Origin of the sequence: Proteus sp. G4415 (assembly GCF_963896075.1) — a bacterium.
GTDB classification, from domain to species: domain Bacteria; phylum Pseudomonadota; class Gammaproteobacteria; order Enterobacterales; family Enterobacteriaceae; genus Proteus; species Proteus mirabilis.
In genome coordinates, this window is record NZ_CAWQOK010000104.1 from 1 (window position 1) to 23,480 (window position 23,480).

At 40.5% G+C, this 23,480-nt stretch carries 23 protein-coding genes; 8 read left to right on the forward strand and 15 right to left on the reverse strand.

Annotated features, from left to right (window positions below; all coding sequences use genetic code 11):
- The 7 genes from AACU95_RS11965 to rpmH all read right to left on the reverse strand — a co-directional run.
- A partial coding sequence (locus tag AACU95_RS11965; protein ID WP_161737070.1) for a type II toxin-antitoxin system HipA family toxin occupies nt 1-1,265 on the reverse strand: 1,265 nt, incomplete at its 3' end.
- Nucleotides 1,266-1,523: a helix-turn-helix domain-containing protein gene (locus AACU95_RS11970; protein ID WP_004249771.1), complete on the reverse strand. Its 258-nt coding sequence runs from the start codon at nt 1,521-1,523 to the stop codon at nt 1,266-1,268. It lies immediately after the preceding gene.
- 148 nt (nt 1,524-1,671) lie between these two features.
- Complete coding sequence (mnmE, locus tag AACU95_RS11975; RefSeq protein ID WP_004246513.1) at nt 1,672-3,036, reverse strand: tRNA uridine-5-carboxymethylaminomethyl(34) synthesis GTPase MnmE; 1,365 nt, start codon at nt 3,034-3,036, stop codon at nt 1,672-1,674.
- A gap of 137 nt (nt 3,037-3,173) precedes the next feature.
- Nucleotides 3,174-4,814 carry a membrane protein insertase YidC gene (gene yidC, locus AACU95_RS11980; protein ID WP_004246512.1) on the reverse strand — a complete coding sequence of 547 codons (1,641 nt, stop codon included), beginning with the start codon at nt 4,812-4,814 and terminating at the stop codon, nt 3,174-3,176.
- A 2-nt stretch (nt 4,815-4,816) separates the two neighbouring features.
- Nucleotides 4,817-5,077 (reverse strand): membrane protein insertion efficiency factor YidD, encoded by a 261-nt coding sequence (gene yidD / locus AACU95_RS11985; protein WP_012368639.1) that lies wholly within the window; start codon nt 5,075-5,077, stop codon nt 4,817-4,819.
- A complete protein-coding gene (gene rnpA / locus AACU95_RS11990; RefSeq protein WP_004246510.1) occupies nt 5,041-5,400 on the reverse strand; it encodes a ribonuclease P protein component in 360 nt (119 codons plus the stop codon). The genes yidD and rnpA overlap by 37 nt, the downstream gene beginning before the upstream one ends.
- A gap of 17 nt (nt 5,401-5,417) precedes the next feature.
- The gene (gene rpmH / locus AACU95_RS11995; RefSeq protein ID WP_004246509.1) at nt 5,418-5,561 is read right to left on the reverse strand and encodes a 50S ribosomal protein L34; all 144 of its coding nucleotides are present in this window, start codon (nt 5,559-5,561) and stop codon (nt 5,418-5,420) included.
- A gap of 722 nt (nt 5,562-6,283) precedes the next feature.
- On the opposite strand from rpmH, the gene dnaA reads away from it, so the two are divergent.
- The 4 genes from dnaA to gyrB are packed head-to-tail and all read left to right on the forward strand — an operon-like array spanning nt 6,284 to nt 12,327.
- A complete protein-coding gene (gene dnaA, locus AACU95_RS12000) occupies nt 6,284-7,684 on the forward strand; it encodes a chromosomal replication initiator protein DnaA (protein WP_004246507.1) in 1,401 nt (466 codons plus the stop codon).
- Between the two features lie 4 nt (nt 7,685-7,688).
- A complete protein-coding gene (dnaN, locus tag AACU95_RS12005; RefSeq protein ID WP_004246506.1) occupies nt 7,689-8,792 on the forward strand; it encodes a DNA polymerase III subunit beta in 1,104 nt (367 codons plus the stop codon).
- 11 nt (nt 8,793-8,803) lie between these two features.
- Nucleotides 8,804-9,892, forward strand: coding sequence for a DNA replication/repair protein RecF (recF, locus tag AACU95_RS12010; RefSeq protein WP_004246505.1), 1,089 nt, complete (start codon nt 8,804-8,806; stop codon nt 9,890-9,892).
- A gap of 20 nt (nt 9,893-9,912) precedes the next feature.
- Nucleotides 9,913-12,327: a DNA topoisomerase (ATP-hydrolyzing) subunit B gene (gyrB, locus tag AACU95_RS12015; protein ID WP_004246504.1), complete on the forward strand. Its 2,415-nt coding sequence runs from the start codon at nt 9,913-9,915 to the stop codon at nt 12,325-12,327.
- A 78-nt stretch (nt 12,328-12,405) separates the two neighbouring features.
- On the opposite strand, the gene asd is transcribed toward gyrB, so the two are convergent.
- Nucleotides 12,406-13,512, reverse strand: coding sequence for an aspartate-semialdehyde dehydrogenase (asd, locus tag AACU95_RS12020; RefSeq protein ID WP_004249769.1), 1,107 nt, complete (start codon nt 13,510-13,512; stop codon nt 12,406-12,408).
- Nucleotides 13,513-14,011: 499 nt separating this feature from the next.
- Here asd and AACU95_RS12025 point away from each other — a divergent pair, with 499 nt between their 5' ends.
- Nucleotides 14,012-14,581 carry a class I SAM-dependent methyltransferase gene (locus AACU95_RS12025; protein WP_004249768.1) on the forward strand — a complete coding sequence of 190 codons (570 nt, stop codon included), beginning with the start codon at nt 14,012-14,014 and terminating at the stop codon, nt 14,579-14,581.
- Between the two features lie 55 nt (nt 14,582-14,636).
- On the opposite strand, the gene pdxR is transcribed toward AACU95_RS12025, so the two are convergent.
- On the reverse strand, nt 14,637-16,124 hold the full coding sequence (pdxR, locus tag AACU95_RS12030) for a MocR-like pyridoxine biosynthesis transcription factor PdxR (RefSeq protein WP_124740806.1): 1,488 nt from the start codon (nt 16,122-16,124) through the stop codon (nt 14,637-14,639).
- A 128-nt stretch (nt 16,125-16,252) separates the two neighbouring features.
- Between pdxR and AACU95_RS12035 the strand changes: the two genes are divergently transcribed.
- Entirely contained in the window at nt 16,253-16,711 is a 459-nt protein-coding gene (locus AACU95_RS12035) for a GNAT family N-acetyltransferase (RefSeq protein ID WP_124740807.1), read from the forward strand.
- 95 nt (nt 16,712-16,806) lie between these two features.
- Here the strand turns inward: AACU95_RS12035 and AACU95_RS12040 are convergent, their stop codons facing one another.
- Nucleotides 16,807-17,544, reverse strand: coding sequence for a tetratricopeptide repeat protein (locus AACU95_RS12040; protein ID WP_124740808.1), 738 nt, complete (start codon nt 17,542-17,544; stop codon nt 16,807-16,809).
- A 108-nt stretch (nt 17,545-17,652) separates the two neighbouring features.
- On the opposite strand from AACU95_RS12040, the gene murQ reads away from it, so the two are divergent.
- Complete coding sequence (murQ, locus tag AACU95_RS12045) at nt 17,653-18,552, forward strand: N-acetylmuramic acid 6-phosphate etherase (protein WP_141192160.1); 900 nt, start codon at nt 17,653-17,655, stop codon at nt 18,550-18,552.
- A 356-nt stretch (nt 18,553-18,908) separates the two neighbouring features.
- On the opposite strand, the gene AACU95_RS12050 is transcribed toward murQ, so the two are convergent.
- The 5 genes from AACU95_RS12050 to AACU95_RS12070 all read right to left on the reverse strand — a co-directional run bounded on the left by AACU95_RS12050 (nt 18,909) and on the right by AACU95_RS12070 (nt 22,626).
- Nucleotides 18,909-20,147 carry a type II toxin-antitoxin system HipA family toxin gene (locus tag AACU95_RS12050; protein WP_020946511.1) on the reverse strand — a complete coding sequence of 413 codons (1,239 nt, stop codon included), beginning with the start codon at nt 20,145-20,147 and terminating at the stop codon, nt 18,909-18,911.
- A 12-nt stretch (nt 20,148-20,159) separates the two neighbouring features.
- On the reverse strand, nt 20,160-20,474 hold the full coding sequence (locus AACU95_RS12055; protein WP_004246498.1) for a helix-turn-helix domain-containing protein: 315 nt from the start codon (nt 20,472-20,474) through the stop codon (nt 20,160-20,162).
- Between the two features lie 406 nt (nt 20,475-20,880).
- A complete protein-coding gene (locus AACU95_RS12060; protein WP_036895893.1) occupies nt 20,881-21,264 on the reverse strand; it encodes a type II toxin-antitoxin system death-on-curing family toxin in 384 nt (127 codons plus the stop codon).
- On the reverse strand, nt 21,261-21,482 hold the full coding sequence (locus AACU95_RS12065) for a type II toxin-antitoxin system Phd/YefM family antitoxin (protein WP_004246496.1): 222 nt from the start codon (nt 21,480-21,482) through the stop codon (nt 21,261-21,263). Before AACU95_RS12065 ends, AACU95_RS12060 begins: the two co-directional genes overlap by 4 nt.
- A 280-nt stretch (nt 21,483-21,762) precedes the next feature.
- Nucleotides 21,763-22,626: a YicC/YloC family endoribonuclease gene (locus AACU95_RS12070; protein WP_004249947.1), complete on the reverse strand. Its 864-nt coding sequence runs from the start codon at nt 22,624-22,626 to the stop codon at nt 21,763-21,765.
- Nucleotides 22,627-22,752: 126 nt separating this feature from the next.
- Here AACU95_RS12070 and rph point away from each other — a divergent pair, with 126 nt between their 5' ends.
- Nucleotides 22,753-23,469 carry a ribonuclease PH gene (rph, locus tag AACU95_RS12075; RefSeq protein ID WP_004249946.1) on the forward strand — a complete coding sequence of 239 codons (717 nt, stop codon included), beginning with the start codon at nt 22,753-22,755 and terminating at the stop codon, nt 23,467-23,469.
- Nucleotides 23,470-23,480 lie beyond the last annotated feature (11 nt).

Sequence of the window (23,480 nt, forward strand, 5' to 3'; positions counted from 1 at the left end):
GTATTGCTAATCTCAGAAGGGAAATCCTCGGGTAATTGCTGTTTTACGCGTTGTATGACATCGTCCATTTCTTGATAAAAATAACGAAGAATATCGCTCATTAATGAAGGATCGAAACCGACAGCTTCAGCTGTTTGGTAGAAATGACGAGGAAAAATTTGTTTTATTGCGTATTTTTTGCCTCGGCTTGCTTTTAATCCCATAGCAAGTTTTGCATCTCGTGGATTAAGTCCTCGTCCTCCGAAATTGGGATAGATGGACATAATGTCATAAAGGGGAGTGAGATGGAAACGTCCTTCTTGGTTGATAAAAACAGAAAAATTCTTTGCGTGTCCATCCGTTGCAGCCAAAAGCCAAAATAGCACTTGTGCCTTCATAAAATGAAAACGATCTTGATCGGCATTTGATGAACCAAGTAAATATTTCATAATATCGATAATGCCAGGCCCTCCTTCATTTTCATATTTTAGCGCAGAAGGTATATTTAAAATTTGGCAAAAATCTTCTTGAGGTAAACGTATTATCCACGATTTATCAGATGAATATTTTCTATCAAAACGTTCTACAGCAAGCGCTTTAACATTTTTTGTTTTAATAATAGAGCAGTGGGGGACGGGAAGATCAAATTCTTTGGCAATTAAGGTACAAAGATACTCATTTTCTACACTATTGGATAAATCCATTGTATAAGAATGACTTTCAATAACACCAATTGGCAGTTTAATAATATGGGTAGTTGGTGTGTTATTATGTGGCACACACCAATGATTATCTTTTAAAAGTAATGCCGTTTTTTCTTGTGCTCCAGCGATGGAAATTCTGAAATCAGTATATTCTTTAAGCATACCGAGTGGAGTATTGGATTTATATCCTAGTAGAATTTTTTCAAGCTCAGTATCATTGAGTTTTTGATATTCTATTTTTTTGATATCCGCAGGCGTACTGCCACTAGGAAGTAACCTTAATGCACCAACAGTATCTGCACCGATAGCCGCTAATAGGTCAAAGGGTTGATTTGAGTTCGCATTATAGCGACTCACAATACGATTTCTAATTTCAGTATTATCAGGTAACAGATTATCAAAGAAATTATAGACACAGTCTCCTTGATATTCTTGAAGCTGTAATGGCATCGAAAGAGAGATGGGACGACTTCCTGGTTGATTAACCCAATCTTCAGTATATTGGAATGAATGCGCACCTGAGCTTTTTTTAGTAAAGATGCCCACATAGTATTCATTCATATATACATCAAGACTCGCCATTTACCACTCCTCTTTCCATTCACTTTTGTGTGCTAAATTATTTTTAGCATCTTTAGGATGAATTTCCATCTCTAAATTTAGTGCGGAGAGCAGTTTGAAAAAGGTTTCTAGTTTGGTGGAATTAGGATTAAGTTCAAAATTGGACACGGTATCTTGTCGGATCCCTACTTTTTGGGCGACTTTACTTTGAGACAGTTTTTTTGTTAATCGGACATCTTTTAGATGCACACTGAGTTGATAGGCATTAATTATGATCATCATCTTCTACCGGTTATAGGCGTTAATATCTAATATACCGGTTATAGCGTGTAGATCAAGATTTAATGGTTATAGCGTGTAGAGTTATAATTACCTGCTATAACCGGTAAAGTAATATTTACACGCTATAGCAGGTAAAGTTTGGTCGTTACTTCCCAATACAGAAACTAGAGAAAATTCGCCCTAATAAATCATCCGATGTAAATTCACCAGTAATTTCGCTTAATGCTTGTTGAGCAAGTCTTAACTCTTCTGCTAATAGCTCACCTGACTTGGCATAAACCAATTGCTGATAGCCTTGTTGTAGGTGTTCAGCGGCTGTGTTTAATGCTTGTAAATGACGACGGCGCGCTAAGAAGCCCCCTTCAGTATTGCTGTTAAAGCCCATGGCTTCTTTAAGGTGTGAGCGTAGTAATTCAATGCCCATTCCATCACGGGCAGATAAACGGATCATCGGATAGTCACCTTGCGAGGTGATCTCGGCAGGTTCACCCGTTAAATCTGATTTGTTGCGAATAACGGTGACCGGCAGTGTGCTAGGTAAACGAGCCATAAACTCAGGCCAGATCTCTTCCGGTGTCGTCGCCTCGGTGGTGGTACTATCAACCATAAAGAGGACTCTATCTGCTTGCTCAATCTCTTGCCATGCACGCTCGATACCAATACGTTCTACTTCGTCACTGGCTTCACGTAAACCTGCTGTATCGATAATATGTAATGGCATACCATCAATATGGATATGTTCGCGTAATACATCTCGTGTCGTACCCGCTATATCGGTGACAATGGCCGCTTCTCTTCCCGCTAATGCATTTAATAAGCTTGATTTACCGGCATTAGGGCGCCCGGCAATGACGACTTTCATTCCTTCACGTAATAGGCTGCCTTGGCGCGCTTGCGCACGAACATCGTCTAATTGACTGATAACCGTATTGAGTTTGCCCTCAATCACCCCGTCAGAAAGAAAGTCTATCTCTTCATCAGGGAAATCAATAGCCGCTTCAACATAGATACGCAAATTGGTTAAGGACTCGACCATCTCATTAATATGAGAGGAGAAAGCACCTTGTAAAGAGTTAATCGCAGAGCGTGCCGCTTGCTCTGAACTGGCATCAATTAAATCGGCAATCGCTTCAGCTTGCGCTAAATCGAGTTTATCGTTTAAGAAGGCTCGCTCTGAGAACTCACCGGGCTTAGCAATACGGATACCGGGAATTTGTAGAATACGCTTTAAGAGTAAGTCGAGAATAATTGGGCCACCATGGCCTTGTAGTTCTAAAACATCTTCACCCGTAAAAGAGTTAGGATTAGGGAAGAAAAGGGCGATACCCTGATCAAGCACTGAGTTATCTTCATTGCGAAAAGGAAGATAGTCGGCATAACGTGGCTTAGGTACTTTGCCTAAAATAGTTTGTGCTACAACAGCCGCTTTAGGGCCAGAAACGCGTAGGATACCAACACCGCCTCTTCCAGGAGGTGTGGCCTGAGCGACGATAGTATCAGTGCTATGCATGGTGAACTCGCTTAATCAGAATAATCATTAATCGTATAAAAATAAAAAAACAGAAGGCGGCCTATTAGACCGCCTTCACTATTTTATGTCACTTTTCTTTGAATGTAACCAAAGAAGAGGTTTTTCCTGATGTGACCTTATTTTTTGTCTCTACTATGTAGTCCACGTTTTTCCAGACCGCGGTAGATTAACTGCTGCTGGATAATGGTTACTAGGTTACTGACGATATAGTACAGAACCAGACCTGATGGGAACCACAGGAAAAATACAGTAAATACAACCGGCATAAAGGTCATAATTTTTTGTTGCATCGGATCAGTGACTGCTGTTGGTGACAGTTTCTGAATGATGAACATCGTCACACCCATTAATAATGGCAGAATATAGTACGGATCTTGTGCTGATAAGTCTTGGATCCATAATATAAATGGCGCATGACGTAATTCAACCGAGCCCATTAACATATAGTATAAGGCAAGGAAGATTGGCATCTGGATAATCAGCGGTAAACAACCACCAAGAGGATTAACTTTCTCTTGTTTGTATAACGCCATCATTTCTTGGCTCATACGTTGTTTATCATCACCAATACGCTCACGAAGTGCCGCCAGTTTTGGTTGCAGTAAACGCATTTTCGCCATAGAGGTGTATTGCGCTTTCGTGAGTGGATACATAATACCACGAACGATAAAGGTGATCATGATGATGGAGAAACCCCAGTTACCGATAAAGCTGTGCAGGAATTTCAACAGCTTAAACAGTGGCTGAGAGATAAACCATAACCAACCATAGTCAACAGATAGGTCTAAATGTGGTGCGATTGCAGACATTTCAGACTGGATCTCAGGCCCGACCCATAATGTTGAAGTGATATCCTGTGTGCTATTGGGTGCAACAGTAATAGGTGCTGATTTATAACCAATCAGTGCGATAGATTTATTATCTAAAGTGATAGAGTAGAAGTTGTTATTCTGACTATCTTTAGCTGGGATCCACGCGGTTGCGAAGTATTGTTGTAACATCGCAATCCAACCATTGTTGGTTGTGATAGAAAGGTTTTTATCTTCGATATCACCAAAGCTATATTTTTTATAGTTGGTTTCATCTGATGAATAAGCCGCACCACGATAGGTATGTAGCGCAAAGTTGCTACTTCCAGTATCACGGTGTTCTGGTAACTTAACAGACTGTTTTAACTGACCATAAAAGTTCATTGTCAGTGTTTTATCTGTTGGGTTCTCAACTTTGTATTCAATACCAATGTCATACTGACCTTTTTTCAGAATAAAGGTTTTGACGAATTTCACGCCTTCTTCATTCACAAAAGTCATAGGTACACGTAATTCATCTTGGTTTTCACCTAAGATAAATTCTTGTTGTGTGGCACTGTAGACAGGGCGAGATTTCTGATCTGGACCATCAGGGCCAATTAAGCCACTTTGAGCCTGATACAGGAATTGAGGTGTAGTTTCCAGTAAACGGAAAGGGGTTTTTGAATTAAGCTCGGCGGGATAGGCTAACAAATCAGCCTCATCGATAGTACCGCCCTGAGTATTGATACGAAGATCAAGTACGTCAGTTTTTACGGTAATCAATTTTGCCTGCTCATTGCTGTTACCAGTCACAGCAAGACTATCACTGCTTGGCATGTCCGCTTGTTGCGAGACCTGAGTAGTAGTGGTGGTGTTTTGTGATACTTTATCACCCTCCCACTGCTGCCAGATCAGGAAAGAAACGAACAGTAAAGCGATGAATAGAAGATTGCGTTGCGAATCCATCGTTAATTTTCTCTGTTATCGTCGTTTTTTCTAGGTGGGACAGGATCATCACCACCTTCGTGTAAAGGGTGGCATTTTAATATGCGTTTCACTGTTAACCAACTACCTTTTATCATTCCAAACCTGCGCAATGCCTCAATACCATAATGAGAGCACGTAGGATTGAAACGACAACGAGGCCCCAACAGAGGACTAATCCCCAGTTGATAGCCCCTAATCAGCAAGATCAGGATTTTTGAGCCAAGCGACAATGACGACGCCATAATTTACCCAACACTTCCGTCAATTGGTGGTTATCAAGTTCAGCTACCCCCTTCCTTACTAATACCACAAAATCCATAGCAGGTAATTGATGCTGATGTAAACGAAAGTATTCACGGGCTAATCGTTTAATCCGATTACGCTCATGAGCACGTTTAACGTTTTTCTTTGCGATAGTTAGACCGATGCGGGGATGCCCCAGCTCATTCTGGCGACCCAAAATTGTAACTTCTGGTGAACTCGCACGCTGTGGCTGCTGGAAAACAAAATTGAAATGCTTGGGAGTTAACAAACGTAACTCCCTTGGAAAAGCGAGCTTAACCACGGAATGGTTAGCTTTTATTATTTCGAAGAAACGGTCAGACGAGCGCGGCCTTTCGCACGACGGCGAGCCAGAACCTGACGACCATTTTTAGTGGCCATACGAGCGCGGAAGCCGTGGTTACGGTTGCGCTTCAGTACAGACGGTTGAAAAGTGCGTTTCATAGCGATTTCTACCTACTTTATATTATTACTGATTCAGCAAATGCGTTGACAGACAGGAGTGCAATAAATAAACAAACCAGTACTTCAATCGCAGCATCAATGATGGAAAGATGCGGGATTGTAATAAAATCACTCAAATGCGTCAATGAAGATGACGTTTTAAGTACCGATTTTTGTCGTCTTTTTTAGCAAACCCGATTATCAATCCTTACTTATGCGCAACGCTCGCTCTTATCGACACCCTAAAAAGGGAAGATAAAGGGCGAATTGTTGGTACAAGCACGCAGGGTGCAAGATTATACGGACTCAGGGTGAAAGCGCAAGGATCTTTGGTGGATCATCATGCAGATAATTGATCATCCTTTATAAGAAGAGCAGAAATTTACTTACAGAAAGTTATCCCCAATTGCTATTTATAGGGTGACTCAAGTACACTAGAACTCCCTTACCTATTTATTTCGGAGAATTATCACAAATAGGTAAGCCTGTGGATAAAAACCATAAAAACTGTGTAAAAGAAAGAGGATCTTCGTTTCATTTTGCGATATGATCCCCCGTCACGATCAGAACAACCAGTCTGCGATCGTGAAGCACGATGTAAAAATCGTGGTCATCAAAGTTGTTCCTTATTAAGAATTGAAGAGGAACGGTGTTGTGTACCTAAGTGTTTAATCACATTTTTCCTGTTTATTTTTTAGTCTTGTTTTTGAGGGGAGTCCGCCGTGTCACTTTCGCTTTGGCAGCATTGTCTTGCCCGATTGCAGGATGAGTTACCTGCCACTGAATTTAGTATGTGGATACGTCCCTTGCAGGCAGAACTAAGCGATAACACGCTGGCACTGTATGCACCTAATCGTTTTGTGTTAGATTGGGTAAGAGAAAAGTACATTAATAATATTAATGCGTTATTAGTCGACTTTTGTGGTTCTGATGTCCCTTCGTTGCGTTTTGAAGTGGGGAATAAACCTGTATCAGCACGTACCACCGAGAGTGTTCCCAAAACCGTGACACATCCCGCGGTTAATTCCACACCGACTAACAGCCAGCCTGTGCGTCCTAGCTGGGATAATCAACCGCAATCCCAGTTACCTGAACTTAATTATCGTTCTAATGTGAATCCTAAACATAAATTTGATAATTTCGTTGAAGGTAAATCGAACCAACTTGCTAGAGCTGCCGCAAGACAAGTTGCTGATAATCCTGGAGGAGCTTATAACCCACTGTTTTTATATGGGGGAACGGGTCTGGGTAAAACGCATCTATTGCATGCGGTGGGCAACAGTATTATGGAACGTAAAGCCAATGCTAAAGTTGTTTATATGCATTCGGAACGTTTCGTGCAAGATATGGTAAAAGCGTTACAAAATAATGCTATTGAAGATTTTAAACGCTACTATCGCTCTGTAGACGCGCTATTAATTGATGATATTCAATTTTTTGCCAATAAAGAGCGTTCACAAGAAGAGTTTTTTCATACCTTTAACGCTTTGTTAGAGGGAAATCAGCAAATTATTTTAACCTCAGACCGTTATCCTAAAGAGATTAACGGGGTAGAGGATCGATTAAAATCGCGCTTTGGTTGGGGATTGACTGTAGCCATTGAACCACCAGAATTAGAAACGCGTGTGGCGATTTTGATGAAAAAAGCGGACGAAAATCAAATCCAGTTACCTGATGAAGTGGCGTTTTTTATTGCTAAACGACTCCGCTCTAACGTCCGTGAACTAGAAGGTGCATTAAACCGAGTAATAGCTAACGCAAATTTTACCGGTCGAGCTATTACCATCGACTTTGTGCGTGAAGCATTACGTGATTTACTCGCATTACAAGAGAAACTCGTTACTATCGATAATATTCAGAAAACTGTAGCAGAATATTATAAAATTAAGGTAGCGGATTTGTTGTCGAAGCGACGATCCCGATCGGTTGCCCGTCCGAGGCAAATGGCAATGGCGCTGGCAAAGGAATTAACAAACCACAGCTTGCCTGAAATCGGGGATGCCTTTGGTGGTCGTGACCATACTACGGTACTGCATGCTTGCCGAAAAATAGAGCAACTGCGTGAAGAAAGTCACGATATCAAAGAAGATTTTTCTAACTTAATCAGAACATTATCATCCTAGCGCTATGAAATTTATCATTGAACGAGAACAGCTGCTAAAGCCGCTGCAACAAGTCAGCGGCCCTTTAGGCGGTCGCCCAACTTTACCTATTTTAGGCAACCTGTTGCTTAAGGTGACGGAGAATACCTTATCGCTAACAGGTACAGACCTTGAGATGGAGATGATGGCAAGAGTGAGTCTTAGCCAATCTCATGAAATCGGTGCAACGACTGTTCCTGCGCGTAAGTTTTTTGATATTTGGCGCGGATTACCTGAGGGAGCAGAAATCAGCGTAGAATTAGACGGTGATCGCTTACTCGTTCGTTCAGGAAGAAGTCGTTTTTCTTTATCGACACTCCCTGCGTCTGATTTCCCGAATTTAGACGATTGGCAAAGTGAGGTTGAATTTACTTTGCCACAAGCCACTCTAAAACGTTTGATTGAATCCACACAGTTTTCAATGGCGCATCAAGATGTGCGTTACTACCTCAACGGTATGTTATTTGAAACGGAAAACACGGAATTGCGCACGGTTGCTACTGATGGTCACCGTTTAGCGGTCTGTGCCATGGATATTGGACAATCTTTACCCGGACATTCTGTTATTGTGCCACGTAAAGGTGTTATTGAACTGATGCGTTTACTTGATGGCAGTGGTGAGAGTTTATTACAGTTACAAATTGGCAGTAATAATTTACGCGCTCATGTAGGTGACTTTATTTTTACCTCGAAACTGGTTGATGGTCGTTTCCCTGACTATCGCCGCGTATTACCGAAAAATCCGACTAAAACAGTTATCGCAGGTTGTGATATCCTCAAACAAGCGTTCTCTCGTGCGGCGATTTTATCGAATGAAAAATTCCGTGGGGTGCGTATTAACCTCACTAATGGACAATTAAAAATTACCGCTAACAACCCTGAACAAGAAGAAGCAGAAGAAATTGTTGATGTTCAATATCAGGGGGAAGAGATGGAGATCGGTTTTAATGTGAGCTACCTTCTTGATGTGTTAAACACACTCAAGTGTGAAGAGGTAAAATTATTACTGACTGATGCTGTTTCAAGTGTACAGGTTGAGAATGTGGCAAGTGCAGCCGCAGCTTATGTTGTTATGCCGATGCGCTTGTAATCACGATTAATATGATTTTATCCCGTTTATTGATCCGCCATTTTAGAAATATTGAACAGGCTGATTTGCCATTAGCGGATGGTTTTAATTTTCTTGTAGGACCAAACGGGAGTGGGAAAACCAGTATACTTGAAGCGATTTACACATTAGGCCATGGACGGGCATTTCGTAGTGCCCAAGCGAATCGAGTGATCCAGCATGATGAAAATGCGTTTATTTTACATGGGCGTTTAAGTGGCCTTGATGAAGAAAGTCGCGGTTACTCGATTGGTTTAAGTAAAGATCGCGAGGGTAACAGTACGGTACGTATTGATGGTAGCGATGGGCATAAAATTGCAGAGTTAGCGAAGTTATTACCGATGCAATTAATCACCCCTGAGGGGTTCACATTACTTAATGGTGGGCCTAAATATCGTCGTGCTTTTATCGATTGGGGTTGTTTTCATAATGAGCCTCGATTTTTTGCTGCATGGTCAGATTTAAAACGCGTTTTAAAACAGCGTAATGCAGCACTCAGGCAAGCGTCGTCTTATCGACAACTCTTACCTTGGGATAAAGAGCTTATCTTACTGACAGAACAGATAAGCCAATGGCGAGCTGAATATACAGAAGATATCGCCAAAGATATTGAAGAAACGTGCCAATTATTTCTCCCTGAATTTACCTTGAAAGTCAGTTTTCAACGAGGATGGGATAAAGAAACCGATTATGCACAGTTGCTAGAACGTCAATTTGAACGTGACAAAGTGTTATCATATACCTCGTTAGGTGCTCATAAAGCGGATTTACGTATTCGTGCTAACGGCACTCCGGTAGAAGATATGTTGTCACGGGGTCAGCTTAAGTTGTTAATGTGTGCATTAAGGCTGGCACAAGGTGAATATTTCACTCGTAAGAATGGGCAAAGATGCCTGTATCTGCTCGATGATTTTGCTTCTGAATTAGACGCAAATCGGCGCCAGTTGTTAGCCGAGCGTTTAAAGTCTACGCAAGCTCAAGTGTTTGTCAGTGCAATCACTTCTGGGCAAGTTAAAGATATGCTAGATGTAAATAGCAGGCTATTTAGCGTAGAACATGGCAAAATAGAGGTTAAACCATAGGAATAAAGCGAGAAACGTTGATGTCGAATACATATGACTCCTCAAGTATCAAAGTATTAAAAGGGCTGGATGCGGTGCGTAAGCGCCCGGGGATGTATATCGGGGATACAGATGATGGAACCGGTCTGCATCACATGGTCTTCGAGGTGGTCGACAACGCTATCGACGAAGCCCTCGCGGGTTACTGTGATGAGATTATTGTCACTATCCATTCAGATAACTCAGTCTCTGTTCGCGATGATGGCCGTGGTATTCCAACGGGTATTCATGAAGAAGAGGGCGTTTCTGCAGCAGAAGTGATTATGACGGTTCTGCATGCGGGTGGTAAATTCGATGATAACTCCTATAAAGTCTCTGGTGGGCTGCATGGTGTAGGGGTTTCCGTTGTTAATGCGTTGTCTGAAAAACTTGAACTGACTATCCATCGTGATGGTAAAATTCATCAACAAATTTACCGTTCAGGTGTACCTGACGATCGCTTAAAAGTGATTGGTGAAACAGATAAGTCAGGAACCTTTGTTCGTTTCTGGCCAAGTCTTGATACCTTTAAAGGTGAGACTGAATTCCAATATGATATTTTAGCGAAACGTCTGCGTGAGCTCTCCTTCTTAAACTCAGGAGTCTCTATTCGTTTAATTGATAAACGTGATAACCGCGAAGATCATTTCCACTATGAAGGTGGTATCAAAGCATTCGTTGAATACTTAAGCCGTAATAAAACCCCTATTCACCAAAATGTATTCTATTTTTCTACAGAGAAAGATGGCATTGGTGTTGAAGTGGCGATGCTGTGGAATGATGGTTTCCAAGAAAACGTTTATTGCTTTACCAATAATATTCCACAACGTGATGGTGGTACTCACTTAGTTGGTTTCCGTACCGCAATGACCCGTACGCTAAACAACTATATGGATAAAGAAGGCTTTAATAAGAAATCGAAAATCAGTGCAACGGGTGATGATGCTCGTGAAGGCCTGATTGCGGTTATTTCAGTTAAAGTACCTGATCCGAAATTCTCATCACAAACGAAAGATAAACTGGTTTCTTCTGAAGTTAAAACAGCGGTAGAAACGCTGATGAATGAGAAGCTGGTGGAATATCTATTAGAAAATCCGACTGACGCAAAAATTGTTGTCGGTAAAATTATTGATGCCGCTCGTGCCCGTGAAGCTGCGCGTAAAGCACGTGAGATGACGCGTCGTAAAGGCGCACTCGATTTAGGTGGTTTACCGGGTAAATTGGCGGACTGTTCTGAGCGTGATCCTGCTTTTTCTGAACTCTACTTAGTGGAAGGGGACTCTGCGGGTGGCTCGGCAAAACAAGGGCGTAACCGTAAAACGCAAGCGATTTTACCGTTAAAAGGTAAGATCTTAAACGTTGAGAAAGCGCGTTTTGATAAGATGCTGGCATCTCAAGAAGTGGCAACGCTTATCACGGCATTAGGTTGTGGTATTGGCCGTGATGAATATAACCCAGATAAACTGCGTTATCACAGCATTATTATCATGACGGATGCGGACGTCGATGGTTCTCACATTCGTACATTATTACTGACGTTCTTCTATCGCCAAATGCCAGAAATTATCGAACGTGGTCATATCTTTATTGCTCAGCCACCTCTCTATAAAGTGAAAAAAGGAAAACAAGAGCAATACATTAAAGATGATGATGCGATGGATGAATATCTGATGTCTATTGCGCTGGATGGTGCAGCGCTTTACGTCAGTGAACATGCCCCTGCTATGCATGGTGCACAATTAGAAAAACTGGTTGTTGACTACCATGCTGCGCATAAAATTATTCGTCGTATGGAGCGTCTCTATCCACTGAGTATGTTAAATAGCTTGGTCTATCACTCAACGCTGACAGAAGATGATCTCTCTGATAAAGCGAAAGTGGAAGAGTGGATGAGTGGCTTGGTGAACCGTTTAAATAACGCGGAAGAGCAAAGCAGTACTTACAGCTATACCATCACACAAAACGAAGAAAATCGTTTATTTGAGCCAGTATTACGCATTCGTACTTACGGTATCGATACAGACTATAAATTGGATTACGATTTTATTCATAGTAGTGAATATCAACGTATTACTAATTTGGGCGATATTATTGGTAACCTGATTGAAGAAGGGGCCTATATTGAGCGTGGAGAACGTCGTCAGGCGATTTCAAGCTTTGAAGAAGCTCTAGAATGGTTAACCAAAGAATCACGTCGTGGTCTTGCTGTACAGCGTTATAAAGGTCTTGGTGAAATGAACCCAGAACAATTATGGGAAACCACCATGAACCCAGATACACGTCGTATGATGCAAGTCACTGTGAAAGATGCGATTGCGACCGATGAGTTATTCACAACCTTAATGGGTGATGCTGTTGAACCTCGTCGTGCCTTTATCGAAGAGAATGCACTAAAAGCAGAAAATATCGATATCTAATAACGTTTTCTTGAGTCAAACAAAACCCGCTAATTCAATAGGTTAGCGGGTTTTTATATCTATAATATTCGTTGTGTTTTAAGCTAAGATCTTCAGCATACGACGAAGTGGCTCTGCAGCACCCCATAACAACTGATCACCCACGGTAAAGGCAGAAATAAATTCAGGCCCCATATTCAGTTTACGAATACGTCCTACAGGGGTACTTAATGTGCCCGTTACGGCTGCTGGGGTTAATTCGCGCATTGTTAATTCACGATCGTTCGGCACTACTTTTACCCAATCATTATGTTGGGCAAGCAATTGCTCAATTTCGTTAACCGGTAAATCTTTTTTCAGTTTTAAGGTGAATGCTTGGCTATGACAACGTAATGCACCTATACGAACACAAAGACCATCCACAGGAATGATATTTGAACCGGTGTTTAAGATCTTGTTGGTTTCAGCTTGGCCTTTCCACTCTTCACGGCTTTGGCCATTTTCCAATTGTTTATCAATCCAAGGAATTAAGCTACCTGCCAGTGGAACACCAAATTGCTCTGTCGGCATAGTACCACTGCGAGTAAAGTTAGTGACTTTGCGCTCAATATCTAAAATTGCCGAGGCTGGATTTTCTAGCTCTTTAACCACTTGGTTATGTAATGCACCCATTTGTGACAATAATTCACGCATATGACGCGCACCTGCACCGGATGCGGCTTGGTAAGTGGAGACACTAGCCCACTCAACTAAATCGTTAGCAAAAAGTCCGCCCAAAGACATCAACATTAAGCTTACGGTGCAATTCCCCCCCACAAAGGTTTTAATACCTTTATTGAGGCTATCTTGGATATGTTGACCATTAACGGGATCAAGAATAATCACCGCATCATCATTCATGCGTAGTGCAGATGCTGCATCAATCCAATAACCTTGCCAACCCGCTTGACGTAATTTGGGATAAATATCATGGGTGTAATCACCCCCTTGGCAACTGATAATGATATCGAGTGAGGCGAGCGTATCAATATCATAAGCATCTTGCAGTGTACTACGATGATTGCCATAAGCAGGTGCTGCTTCACCTAATTGAGAAGTGGTGAAGAAAACAGGGTTTATCCCATCAAAATCACGTTCTTCAACCATTCTTTGCATTAAAACGGAGCCGACCATACCACGCCAGCCCACAAAACCAACATTTTTCATTGTAATTACCCTGTCTTTGTCTGTAGGAATAGTGAGAGACTTCACACTAACCTGACAAAATATAGAGAGAGGTGCAAGTGAATTTATTGATTATTTACCAAAGAATTAGAAGTGTTTCTAATAGTCTGCATAGAGTTAACAAAAGGAAACCACAGAACGAACAAATATCACGAATTTGTTAAAAATAATGCGCCATTAATTAAGTGAACATTAAGCACAAATCATTTATAAAAAAGATTAAGATGATTCCGTTATGACTTATTTCATTTTTTTGATAAATAAATTTATATTCTTGTCTAATAAACAATGATAAAAATAGAAAAATGTAAAATAGTGTAATATATAAGAAAAACGTATTTACTTAGAGATAGCTCCAAGCTTTATACTGAAATCCGTCATTAGTGAGATGACATAAATTCATAAATAAAAAATAACGATGAATGTACTTCATTTTATCTGATTTTTATTTTATCTAGATAAAAGCTTTAGGGGGCGCAAGATGGATTTATCAACCTACTTTCCATTATCAACCTATTATTCATATTTAAAGCGGTTTGTACTGTCTCCTACTACAATGGGAACTATTGCGCCTTCATCACGTTGGTTATGTTATGAAATGCTCAATAAATTAAATTGGCAACAAGATATCCAAATCGCCGAATTAGGTGCGGGTACTGGGGTGATTACGCAACAGATCTTAAAACGTATGTCATCAAACTCGGTATTAGATGTTTTTGAGATAGAGCCAGCATTCGCTAATGAGCTGAATAAGATTAATGATCCCCGTTTAACCATCTATACAGCGTCGGCTGAAAAGTTAGATAGTCATTATAATATGATTATTTCTGGGTTGCCTTTCTTGTCTATTAACAGAAGGTTAGGGTTAAAAATCTTAAAGCGGGTACATAGCGAATTATTAAAAACCCAAGGTTGTTTTGTGTTGTTTCAATATACCACTCGATATGAAAAAACATTATCTCGTTATTTTCATTTAGAGAAAAAACGTGTGATGTTAAATGTACCGCCAGCTTGGGTTTATTATTGCACCCCCAAAAATAAAATAGGGTAAATAGAAATCTTATTCGATTTTTATAGTGAAAAAGATAAATAAGAATAAATGTTATTTATTTAGATAAAGCTTGAGCAAGCAAAATAATATTTTTTTCAATTTCAGAGGGATGGTGTGCGGCATACCCTAATAATATACCCTGTTTAGGATAAGATTGAATACAATAACGCGATAAAGGCTGTATGGCTAACCCAATTTTCCGTCCCTCTTTCACAATATATTCTTCTGTATAACCAGACTGTAACCAGCAGACAATATGGATGCCAGAATCAGTCGGTTCAATACGAAAAATGTGAGAGAGATACTTTTTTATCGTATTGGTTAACGTTAGATAACGTTCATAACAGGCTTTTCTGATCCGTCTAACATGGCGAGCATAATGTCCTTGAGATATAAATAGCGCTAATGTTGCTTGTTCTAAAAAACCAGAATGAGAGTCGGTGTAGTATTTAGCGACTTTAAAGCTGTCAATTAAAGATGGAGGTACCACTAAAAAGCCTAAACGAAATCCTGGGTACATCATTTTTGAAAAGGTTCCGGCATAAATAACCCGCTGATGTTTGTCTAATCCTTGTAGAGCTTGAATGGGTTTAGTGTGATAGCGAAATTCGCTATTGTAATCATCTTCAAAGATCCACATGTTATTGGACGATGCCCACTCTAATAAGGCAATACGACGTGAAAGTGAAAGAGTATTACCTAAAGGGAATTGATGTGAAGGTGTGGTGAAAACCAGTTTTGCTTGCGGGCATTGGTCTATAGCTTGAGAAATATCCATACCGTCACTATCTGAACGAACGGGGTGTATTTTTATACCATACGATGTAAAGATAGCTCGAGCGCTGTCATAACCAGGATCATCTAACCAAGCAGTATCTCCCTCTTGTAATAGTACTCGAGTAGCAAGATTAATCGCTTGCTGTGTGCCATTGACAATGATGACTTGATCAGGTTGACAGTTAAGTCCACGCGTTGATTGGGCATATTGGCATATCATCTTTTTTAATGGTGTATAGCCTGTTGGCGAGTTAAAGGTTGCGAGTTCTTTTTTGGAGTGTCGCCAAACTCGTCCTAATAATCTTCCCCAAAGCTCATGGGGGAAAAGATCAATACACCCAACACCCACATGAAACATAAAGCGACTATTGGTATTTAGTTGTGATTGTTGCCAAAAAGCATGCATCTTTTGCAAATTAGGATTAAGTGTTCCTAATTCATTATCGATATGCAATGAAGACGTCGGCAGGGGCGTTTTAACCCACTGATTGGAATGAATGCTATCAGGAATGGTATTCGTAACAAAAGTGCCCGACCCGCGACGAGTAAATAAATAGCCTTCATCAATTAAACGTTCAAATCCGGCAATAACAGAATTGCGAGAAATCGACATCATTTCAGCCAATGTGCGACTTGACGGTAGACGGCTACCCGGAGATAGAACGCCTTCTAAAATAGCCTTTCTAACGGCGTAATAGACTTGTGAGCTAATAGACCCTTCTTCTAATACAAGGTTAGGGAAATAAGCTGTTGGTTTCTGTTTCATAAAGTGGATCCTATAAAAACACAAAAAGTGTACCTTATTAAGAGCCAGAATTAAACGTACTATGACAGCAATAACAGGCCGAGTGATATCTTTTTATCGCGTTGATGAGAGTAGAAGGAAGTAAATAAATGAGCACAATATCGATGGCAGTTTCCGTTCAACTTATTGAGCAAGAGCATTATGCTCAATGGTTACCATATTGGTTAAGTTATCAGGAATTTTATAACGTTGAATTATCAGAAGAGATAACATTAAAAACATGGGCGCGCTTTTTTGATGAGAAAGAGCTGATTTACTGTGCTGTTGCAACAGATGGCAAAAAAATACTGGGTTTTGTTCATTATCTTTTTCATCGTTCAACTTGGGCTGAAAGTGATTTTTGTTACCTCGAAGATTTGTTTGTTTCACCTGAAGCTCGTGGTTGTCATGTGGGGAAAAAATTAATCGATTTTGTAAATCAACAGGCTAAACAGCGTAATTGTGCTCGTTTGTACTGGCATACACAGGAAACCAATTTACGGGGTCAACGTCTGTATGATTGGGTGGCTGAAAAACCAGGTGTAATTGAATACCGTATGGCGTTGTAAAAAATAGGTGTCACGTCGAGATGAATAGAAAAGAGATGATATAAGCATAACCATCCCTTTTCTGAGCTAGGGGCATTTATTAGCTTTAATTTCGGTTAATTTAATTCTGGTTGGCAATAAAATTCATTGCCAACTTTTCTCGCTTCTTCACAGGCTTGTTTCATAAATGCATCTGCTTTTTGTTTGTTGGGCTCGATAATATGATATTGACCTGAGAACATAAAAGAGGCCATTGCTTGAGCAAATCCTTCAAATGTCATTTCATTGGCTTGTGCAAATAATTTATTGGTTTTTTCCATATCGACAGGAATATTACCTATACCACTATATAAAATACCTAACCAAATGGGAGCATAAACAAGTTCTTGTTGATGTCCTTGTGTGGCTTCTTCAAGTAATACCATCGCTTGCTGATAATCTACTTCACCAGATAAAGGGGCAATAAGCGCGGTTGCTAAGCTGATTTTTCCTCTCATGCTTCCTTTATTAACGGCAGTGGTGGCTAACTCTTTTGCTTCGACATAATAGCTTTTAAAATAAGGGTCGGCATTAAAGAGGTAAATGTCAGCAAGGAGCGCATAGGCATCGGCATAGCCACTTTTTATTGCTTCATTTGCCCACAGCTGTGCATTTAGCAGGTTTTTTTCTACGCCATCCCCCAGTAAATACATTTCGGCTAACTGATATTGAGCGAGTGCATTATGGTTTAGTGCTTCTTTGCGGGTATCTTCAAATAATTTTTTATCTTGCTCTTCGAAATTAGCGTGTAAAGAAAATGAGCAAAAAAGTGTTATTAGACTGATAAAGGTCGAAATAGATTTAATAAATGTCATGTAGAGTACCGTTTATAATGATTTTGAAAATATTACCAATAATAGTGGTATAAAAGCAGTTAATTTCTTTGTCTTAATCAAATAATTAATAATATTTGGAGAGTAATAATGGCTATTGACCTTAGCAATCTTGTCACGGAAAGTCGCAATCATCACAGCGAACATATTGATACACTTTCAACACTTGAAATGCTAAAAGTCATTAATAATGAAGATAAAAAAGTGCCTTTTGCGGTTGAAGCCACATTACCCCATATTGCACGGCTGGTGGATAAGGTCGTAACAGCATTTTCTCAAGGTGGTCGATTAATTTATTGCGGTGCAGGTACTTCTGGTCGTTTGGGAATTTTAGATGCCAGTGAATGTCCTCCAACCTATGGAACCCCCCATGATATGGTGATTGGCTTAATTGCCGGGGGACACAAAGCCATTTTACAAGCGGTTGAAAATGCAGAAGATAATGTCCAATTGGGGGCAGAGGATTTACGCCAGCTTAATTTTAATGCTAAGGATGTACTAGTTGGGATTGCAGCCAGTGGTCGAACGCCTTATGTGATTGGCGCATTAGAATATGCACGCTCACTAGGTGCGGTGACCGGGGCAATTAGCTGTAATCCTGATAGTCCCATAGCGCAACGTGCCGATATTGCTATTACGCCGATTGTGGGGCCTGAAGTGGTAACTGGCTCATCACGTATGAAAGCAGGCACGGCACAAAAACTGATATTAAATATGATAACCACAGGTGCCATGATAAAGATGGGTAAAGTGTTTGGTAATTTAATGGTGGATGTTGAAGCCACTAATGCCAAATTAATTGAGCGCCAAATTCGTATTGTGATGCAAGCAACAGAGTGTGATCGAGCTACTGCTGAACACGCACTAGCACAATGCCAACGTCATTGTAAAACAGCGATTTTGATGATTTTAGCCGGCGTAAATGCACAACAAGCAACACAGTTGTTGGCGAAAAATAAAGGGTTTATTAGACAAGCTCTAGCTAAATGATAGCGTTACAGATTTGCTTTTAAACGGAATGATAAATGCTATCTTCGCATTGGTGAGTGATCCGTCGCAATGTTAATCAGCGAAAATTCAATATGTTACTACCTTGTCATATTTGGTATGAAATATTGAAAGGATCCTTTATTTTATGTCCATGTTTATAGAAATAAGCGCAATATGAATACTCTGGTATCCAAAAAATAATAGGCCTGAGTGTCGTGAAGTAACCCTATCAATTGTTACCTATAAAGTAACTTTGTGTAGATCTCTGGCCGCTGTATTTCTCCGTTTAGTAAAAAGAATGGTTCAGTAATCAATTTACCTTTCACACTTTATGCGCATAAAAGTGCGATGGCGTTCTAGTCGAGTCGAAAGCAGTCCCTCAATAATTCTCTTTCTTCTTTGCAGATACCCGCTTGTTGGGCAAGGCTTTCCCATTGTGAAACTGCTTTGAACAATCTTTGGTATATGGACTTCGCTTTACTTTTGGTAACGTGAAAATACTCTGCGACGTCAAATGCCAAGTCGGTAGAAAGCGCATTGCTGACGTCATCAATATTAAGGTGTAGACCATAGGCGTATAACATAGGGTTAATATCGTAGGCGGGAGATAGTCGCCAACCAGTAGGCTCTAGAATGAATCCGTGATTTCTAAGATGATCATCACAATTAGATACCATGATATTAAACAGTATTCTAGTCCAAAGTTGTTCAAGATCTGACTGAGTATTCGAGCCGTTTTGGATCAGAAACTCAGCCAGCTCTAAGTAACTTGCGCCATTATCCTGACCATCAAAGTACTCTAGTTGAGTCATCGCTGAACTGAAGTGTAGTCGCTTTCCTGTTTTGGTACGGTCGAATCTTTTTGTTAAAAAAATATGATGTTTGCCAATAGCCTCAGCTTTTGATTCAGCCATTTCGATCCCAGATTCAATAGCCATTTGATAAACAATGAACTCCCATAAGCCAATATCGTAATCATCGTGACGGCTAGGGAACTTAGCTAACCACAAACTATCGTCGTGATTTCTTATTGATGCCTTTGGTCTGGCTCCGCCTAGTGATGATCCCGGTGAGATCAACATATTGAGCCACTTCAGATAATCTGGATTATCTAAATCCGGAGTTTCTTCGATTTTATTGGCGGCATGTTGTAGCTCGGGTAAACTGGTTATTGTGGGTGCTGCAAGCTCATGGTTATCATCTAAAAATGGACCATTTGGAGATGTACGAAAGCGCAGTGCTCCCATGCGAAATGAATCGTGAACGCCTAGTAAGTAATCCGTCTCATATAGGCTTTTTGCTCGCCGTTTTTCTTGCCTAGCCACCACCGCTTCTCTGCGTTGCATTAATAGTCGACCCCAACGATCAGGGCATGAGTCGAGAAATATTTTGAAATTCTTATCGTCCTGCGCATGTTGCTCGCCAACGAATAGTTTTAAAGAAGGGTCAATCTGGCGGACATAATCGGAGGTTAACCATGTTTTGTCATAACTAAAGCTGAAATGTTCTTTGCCTCTAATTTCTGATGATCGTAATGTACCAACTAATACAGGGTCAGTTGATTCAGTCCAATCAGCATAAACGTAGATTTCCATAATGCGATACCCTTATTTTTTTTTCAGCAATTGGATGTCTTGCAGCTTTCTTCCCAATTCGTCATCAAAGGCGACTTTGGTTAAGTCTTCTAAGAGGCCTAAGGAGGCTAATACGTTGACATAGTGACCAAGCGAAACGGAAGGATCGCCTTTTAGGATTTTTCGTAGCGTTGGTTTAGACAATCCTGTTCGATTATGCATCATTTCTTGGGTAATACCACGTCGCTTCATTGCTAGAGTTAAGTTCTCGCCCAAAATGCTTAACACCTTTTTATGTTTTGGAAAAACGACAGCAGTGCGCTTTGTTGTTGATTCGATGGTATTCATAGTGAAACTATATTTTCTTAAATCTTCAGTTAGTGAAAGTATAGCTTCACTTTTGGCTTTGAGTAAAGTGACTGTTCGATATTCTCAAATAGATTAAAGTGAAATAATACTTTCATTTTTAATTGAATAAGGAAATTATAGTTTCATTTTCACCCAGTTGCGTCGTAAAATCATGTTACTTCAGAAATCAGTGCTGGAGAGGCTTTTTTGCTGAATGTGTACATTGTAAAAATTAAGTTTTCAGTGGACTGGGATTGGGAGGTATTGAGAGGTAAAGTTGTTAGCTGTCCTTAATGCGGTAAAACTAATTATAGCTATCTCATTTTAGGGGAAGTGGGCTGTGCCACCTTGTCATATTTGGTATGAAATATTGAAAGGAGCCTTTATTTTGCTAATGAAAACTATTTTAGTTAGTTTTCTCTACCAAGTTTTGTAGATGTTTTGCTAACTGGTCGACGGTTTTCTCACCTGTAGCCGCTTCCACTGTTAAGTTTTCCAGCGTATTGTCGGTATCGCGGATCCTGATGCCATTACGATAGAGAAATGTCATGGTCACAAAAAATGCGGTACGTTTATTACCGTCATTAAATATGCGCCCTCGAGCGATAGCGACCCAATAAGTTGCTGCCAGTTCAAACACATCTGTAATGCCTTCATAATGTTTACGGTTTTGCACCCGGTAAATAAGAGCTTCCGCTCTGCCAGGATCGGACATACCGGCCACACCTGGGAAACGTTGTAATATACGATCATGGAAAGCGATAACTTCCTGTGCGCTAACCCATATCATCGATTTGTCAGTGCCTCTACGGTATGTCCATGACGTTGCATCATCATATCAAACTCTGCATCTAGCTTAGCATTCTGGTATGACTCAAATTCAGTTTTACTGATAACAACCGCTGAACAACCGTCTCTGCGGGTGATTTCAACAGGTTCACCGTGGGTCGCAATATCTAATACTTCTGAAATATTGGCTCGGGCTTGTGTCGAGGTATATGTACGCATAATATTTCTCCTATAATGTACATCTTAAGTGTACATTTTAAATAATAAATATGCAATTGTACTCAGTGATCAGAGATAACTATTTGTTGATGTAGTTTATATTGGGTGAGGGATTACAGCGCTAAGGTATAACCAAACAAGCTTTTTAAACTCGTCCAAATTCTCTTGCGCTTTTATTTAGTGATATCAAAATATGACTTAAGTAACTTAAAAAGCCAGCATTTATACTGGCTTACTATGTTGGGTGATGTCGTGAGACTGAATAAATATAAGCGATAATTTACTCAATATTCTGGATCTGCTCACGCATCTGTTCAATTAATACTTTTAATTCAATAGCGGAATTGGTGACATCCGTATTAATTGATTTGGATGCTAGTGTATTGGATTCACGATTAAACTCCTGCATCATAAAATCAAGGCGACGACCGACAGCCTCTTTTTTACTGAGAATTTTGCGTGTTTCTTTAACGTGGGCATCTAATCTATCAAGCTCTTCAGCGACATCTAAGCGTTGCGCTAACATCACTAATTCTTGCTCTAAACGATTATTATCGACTTGAACTTGTGCTTCTTCTAATTTGCTGGTTAAGCGCTCACGTTGCCATTGGAGAATTTCTGGCATCTGTGCTCTTACTTTTACGACCTCAGCACTTACGGCATCTAAACGTTGCTCAATCAGCGTTTTGAGTGCTTGGCCTTCAGCTTCTCGACTTGCAATAAAGGCATCGATAGCTACATCAAGCTCTGCTAATAGTTCGCTACCAATGGCATCTAAATCTTGCTCTTGGGCTGAGATAACCCCAGGCCAACGTAAAATATCAAATGGGCTGATAGTACCTTCATGACTTTGGCTTTTTACCCAGTTAGCAGAAACAATCAGTTGCCTTGCTAAATTTTCATCCAAAGTCAGTTCACCTTGTGAGTGAGCATTGAGTTCAAAACGCAAGTTACATTCTATTTTACCGCGTGTTAAGCGATTACGTAGACGTTCACGAATAACAGGCTCTAAACTACGTAATTGCTCAGGTAAACGGATATATGTTTCAAGGTAACGTTGATTAACGGAACGCAGTTCCCATGCGGCGCTACCCCACTCTTTTTTGATATCTCGACGAGCGAAAGCGGTCATACTACGGATCATAATAGGGTCTCAATATTGTAAATGATGTAACGATTATAACCCTAGGTATCAACACAAGGATAGGCATAAGCCGTTTTAGGTCGTATAATGCGCCCCCAATATGTCAGAGAAAGCGGAGATAACACCATGCGTCCAGCAGACAGACAAGCAGACCAAGTACGTCCGATTACCATTACTCGTCACTATACAAAACATGCTGAAGGTTCTGTATTAGTTGAATTTGGTGATACCAAAGTCTTGTGTAATGCCACTGTAGAAGAGGGTGTACCTCGTTTTCTTAAAGGACAAGGGCAAGGCTGGGTGACAGCAGAATATGGCATGCTTCCTCGCGCCACTAACAGTCGTAATGCTCGTGAAGCCGCTCGCGGTAAACAAACTGGCCGCACAATGGAAATCCAACGTTTAATCGCTCGCTCACTACGTGCCGCTGTGGATTTAAAGGCCTTGGGTGAATTTACTATCACGGTTGATTGTGATGTTATTCAAGCCGATGGGGGTACTCGCACCGCCTCTATTTCTGGTGCTTGTGTCGCGTTAGTGGATGCTTTAAATAAAATGGTTGCAGAAGGTAAGCTGAAAAAGAGCCCTCTTAAATCAATGGTAGCCGCTGTTTCTGTGGGTATCGTTGATGGTCAACCATTATGCGATTTGGAATATGTTGAAGATTCCGCAGCCGAAACGGATATGAATGTGGTGATGATCGATGATGGCCGTATGATTGAAGTACAGGGTACGGCAGAAGGTGCACCATTTAGTCATGAAGAGTTACTTGCTTTACTCGCCCTTGCGAAAGGGGGATTAGAAAAGATATTTGAAGCGCAAAAAGAGGCGCTGAAGCAATAAATTCTATTTTT

Excerpts from the sequence above, each read along its gene's own strand:
- AACU95_RS11970 (WP_004249771.1), bottom strand. The coding sequence starts at position 1,523 with ATGATCATAATTAATGCCTATCAACTCAGTGTGCATCTAAAAGATGTC.
- mnmE (WP_004246513.1), bottom strand. The coding sequence starts at position 3,036 with ATGCATAGCACTGATACTATCGTCGCTCAGGCCACACCTCCTGGAAGA.
- yidC (WP_004246512.1), bottom strand. The coding sequence starts at position 4,814 with ATGGATTCGCAACGCAATCTTCTATTCATCGCTTTACTGTTCGTTTCT.
- yidD (WP_012368639.1), bottom strand. The coding sequence starts at position 5,077 with ATGGCGTCGTCATTGTCGCTTGGCTCAAAAATCCTGATCTTGCTGATT.
- rpmH (WP_004246509.1), bottom strand. The coding sequence starts at position 5,561 with ATGAAACGCACTTTTCAACCGTCTGTACTGAAGCGCAACCGTAACCAC.
- dnaN (WP_004246506.1), top strand. The coding sequence starts at position 7,689 with ATGAAATTTATCATTGAACGAGAACAGCTGCTAAAGCCGCTGCAACAA.
- recF (WP_004246505.1), top strand. The coding sequence starts at position 8,804 with ATGATTTTATCCCGTTTATTGATCCGCCATTTTAGAAATATTGAACAG.
- gyrB (WP_004246504.1), top strand. The coding sequence starts at position 9,913 with ATGTCGAATACATATGACTCCTCAAGTATCAAAGTATTAAAAGGGCTG.
- asd (WP_004249769.1), bottom strand. The coding sequence starts at position 13,512 with ATGAAAAATGTTGGTTTTGTGGGCTGGCGTGGTATGGTCGGCTCCGTT.
- AACU95_RS12025 (WP_004249768.1), top strand. The coding sequence starts at position 14,012 with ATGGATTTATCAACCTACTTTCCATTATCAACCTATTATTCATATTTA.
- pdxR (WP_124740806.1), bottom strand. The coding sequence starts at position 16,124 with ATGAAACAGAAACCAACAGCTTATTTCCCTAACCTTGTATTAGAAGAA.
- AACU95_RS12035 (WP_124740807.1), top strand. The coding sequence starts at position 16,253 with ATGAGCACAATATCGATGGCAGTTTCCGTTCAACTTATTGAGCAAGAG.
- AACU95_RS12040 (WP_124740808.1), bottom strand. The coding sequence starts at position 17,544 with ATGACATTTATTAAATCTATTTCGACCTTTATCAGTCTAATAACACTT.
- murQ (WP_141192160.1), top strand. The coding sequence starts at position 17,653 with ATGGCTATTGACCTTAGCAATCTTGTCACGGAAAGTCGCAATCATCAC.
- AACU95_RS12050 (WP_020946511.1), bottom strand. The coding sequence starts at position 20,147 with ATGGAAATCTACGTTTATGCTGATTGGACTGAATCAACTGACCCTGTA.
- AACU95_RS12055 (WP_004246498.1), bottom strand. The coding sequence starts at position 20,474 with ATGAATACCATCGAATCAACAACAAAGCGCACTGCTGTCGTTTTTCCA.
- AACU95_RS12060 (WP_036895893.1), bottom strand. The coding sequence starts at position 21,264 with ATGATATGGGTTAGCGCACAGGAAGTTATCGCTTTCCATGATCGTATA.
- AACU95_RS12065 (WP_004246496.1), bottom strand. The coding sequence starts at position 21,482 with ATGCGTACATATACCTCGACACAAGCCCGAGCCAATATTTCAGAAGTA.
- AACU95_RS12070 (WP_004249947.1), bottom strand. The coding sequence starts at position 22,626 with ATGATCCGTAGTATGACCGCTTTCGCTCGTCGAGATATCAAAAAAGAG.
- rph (WP_004249946.1), top strand. The coding sequence starts at position 22,753 with ATGCGTCCAGCAGACAGACAAGCAGACCAAGTACGTCCGATTACCATT.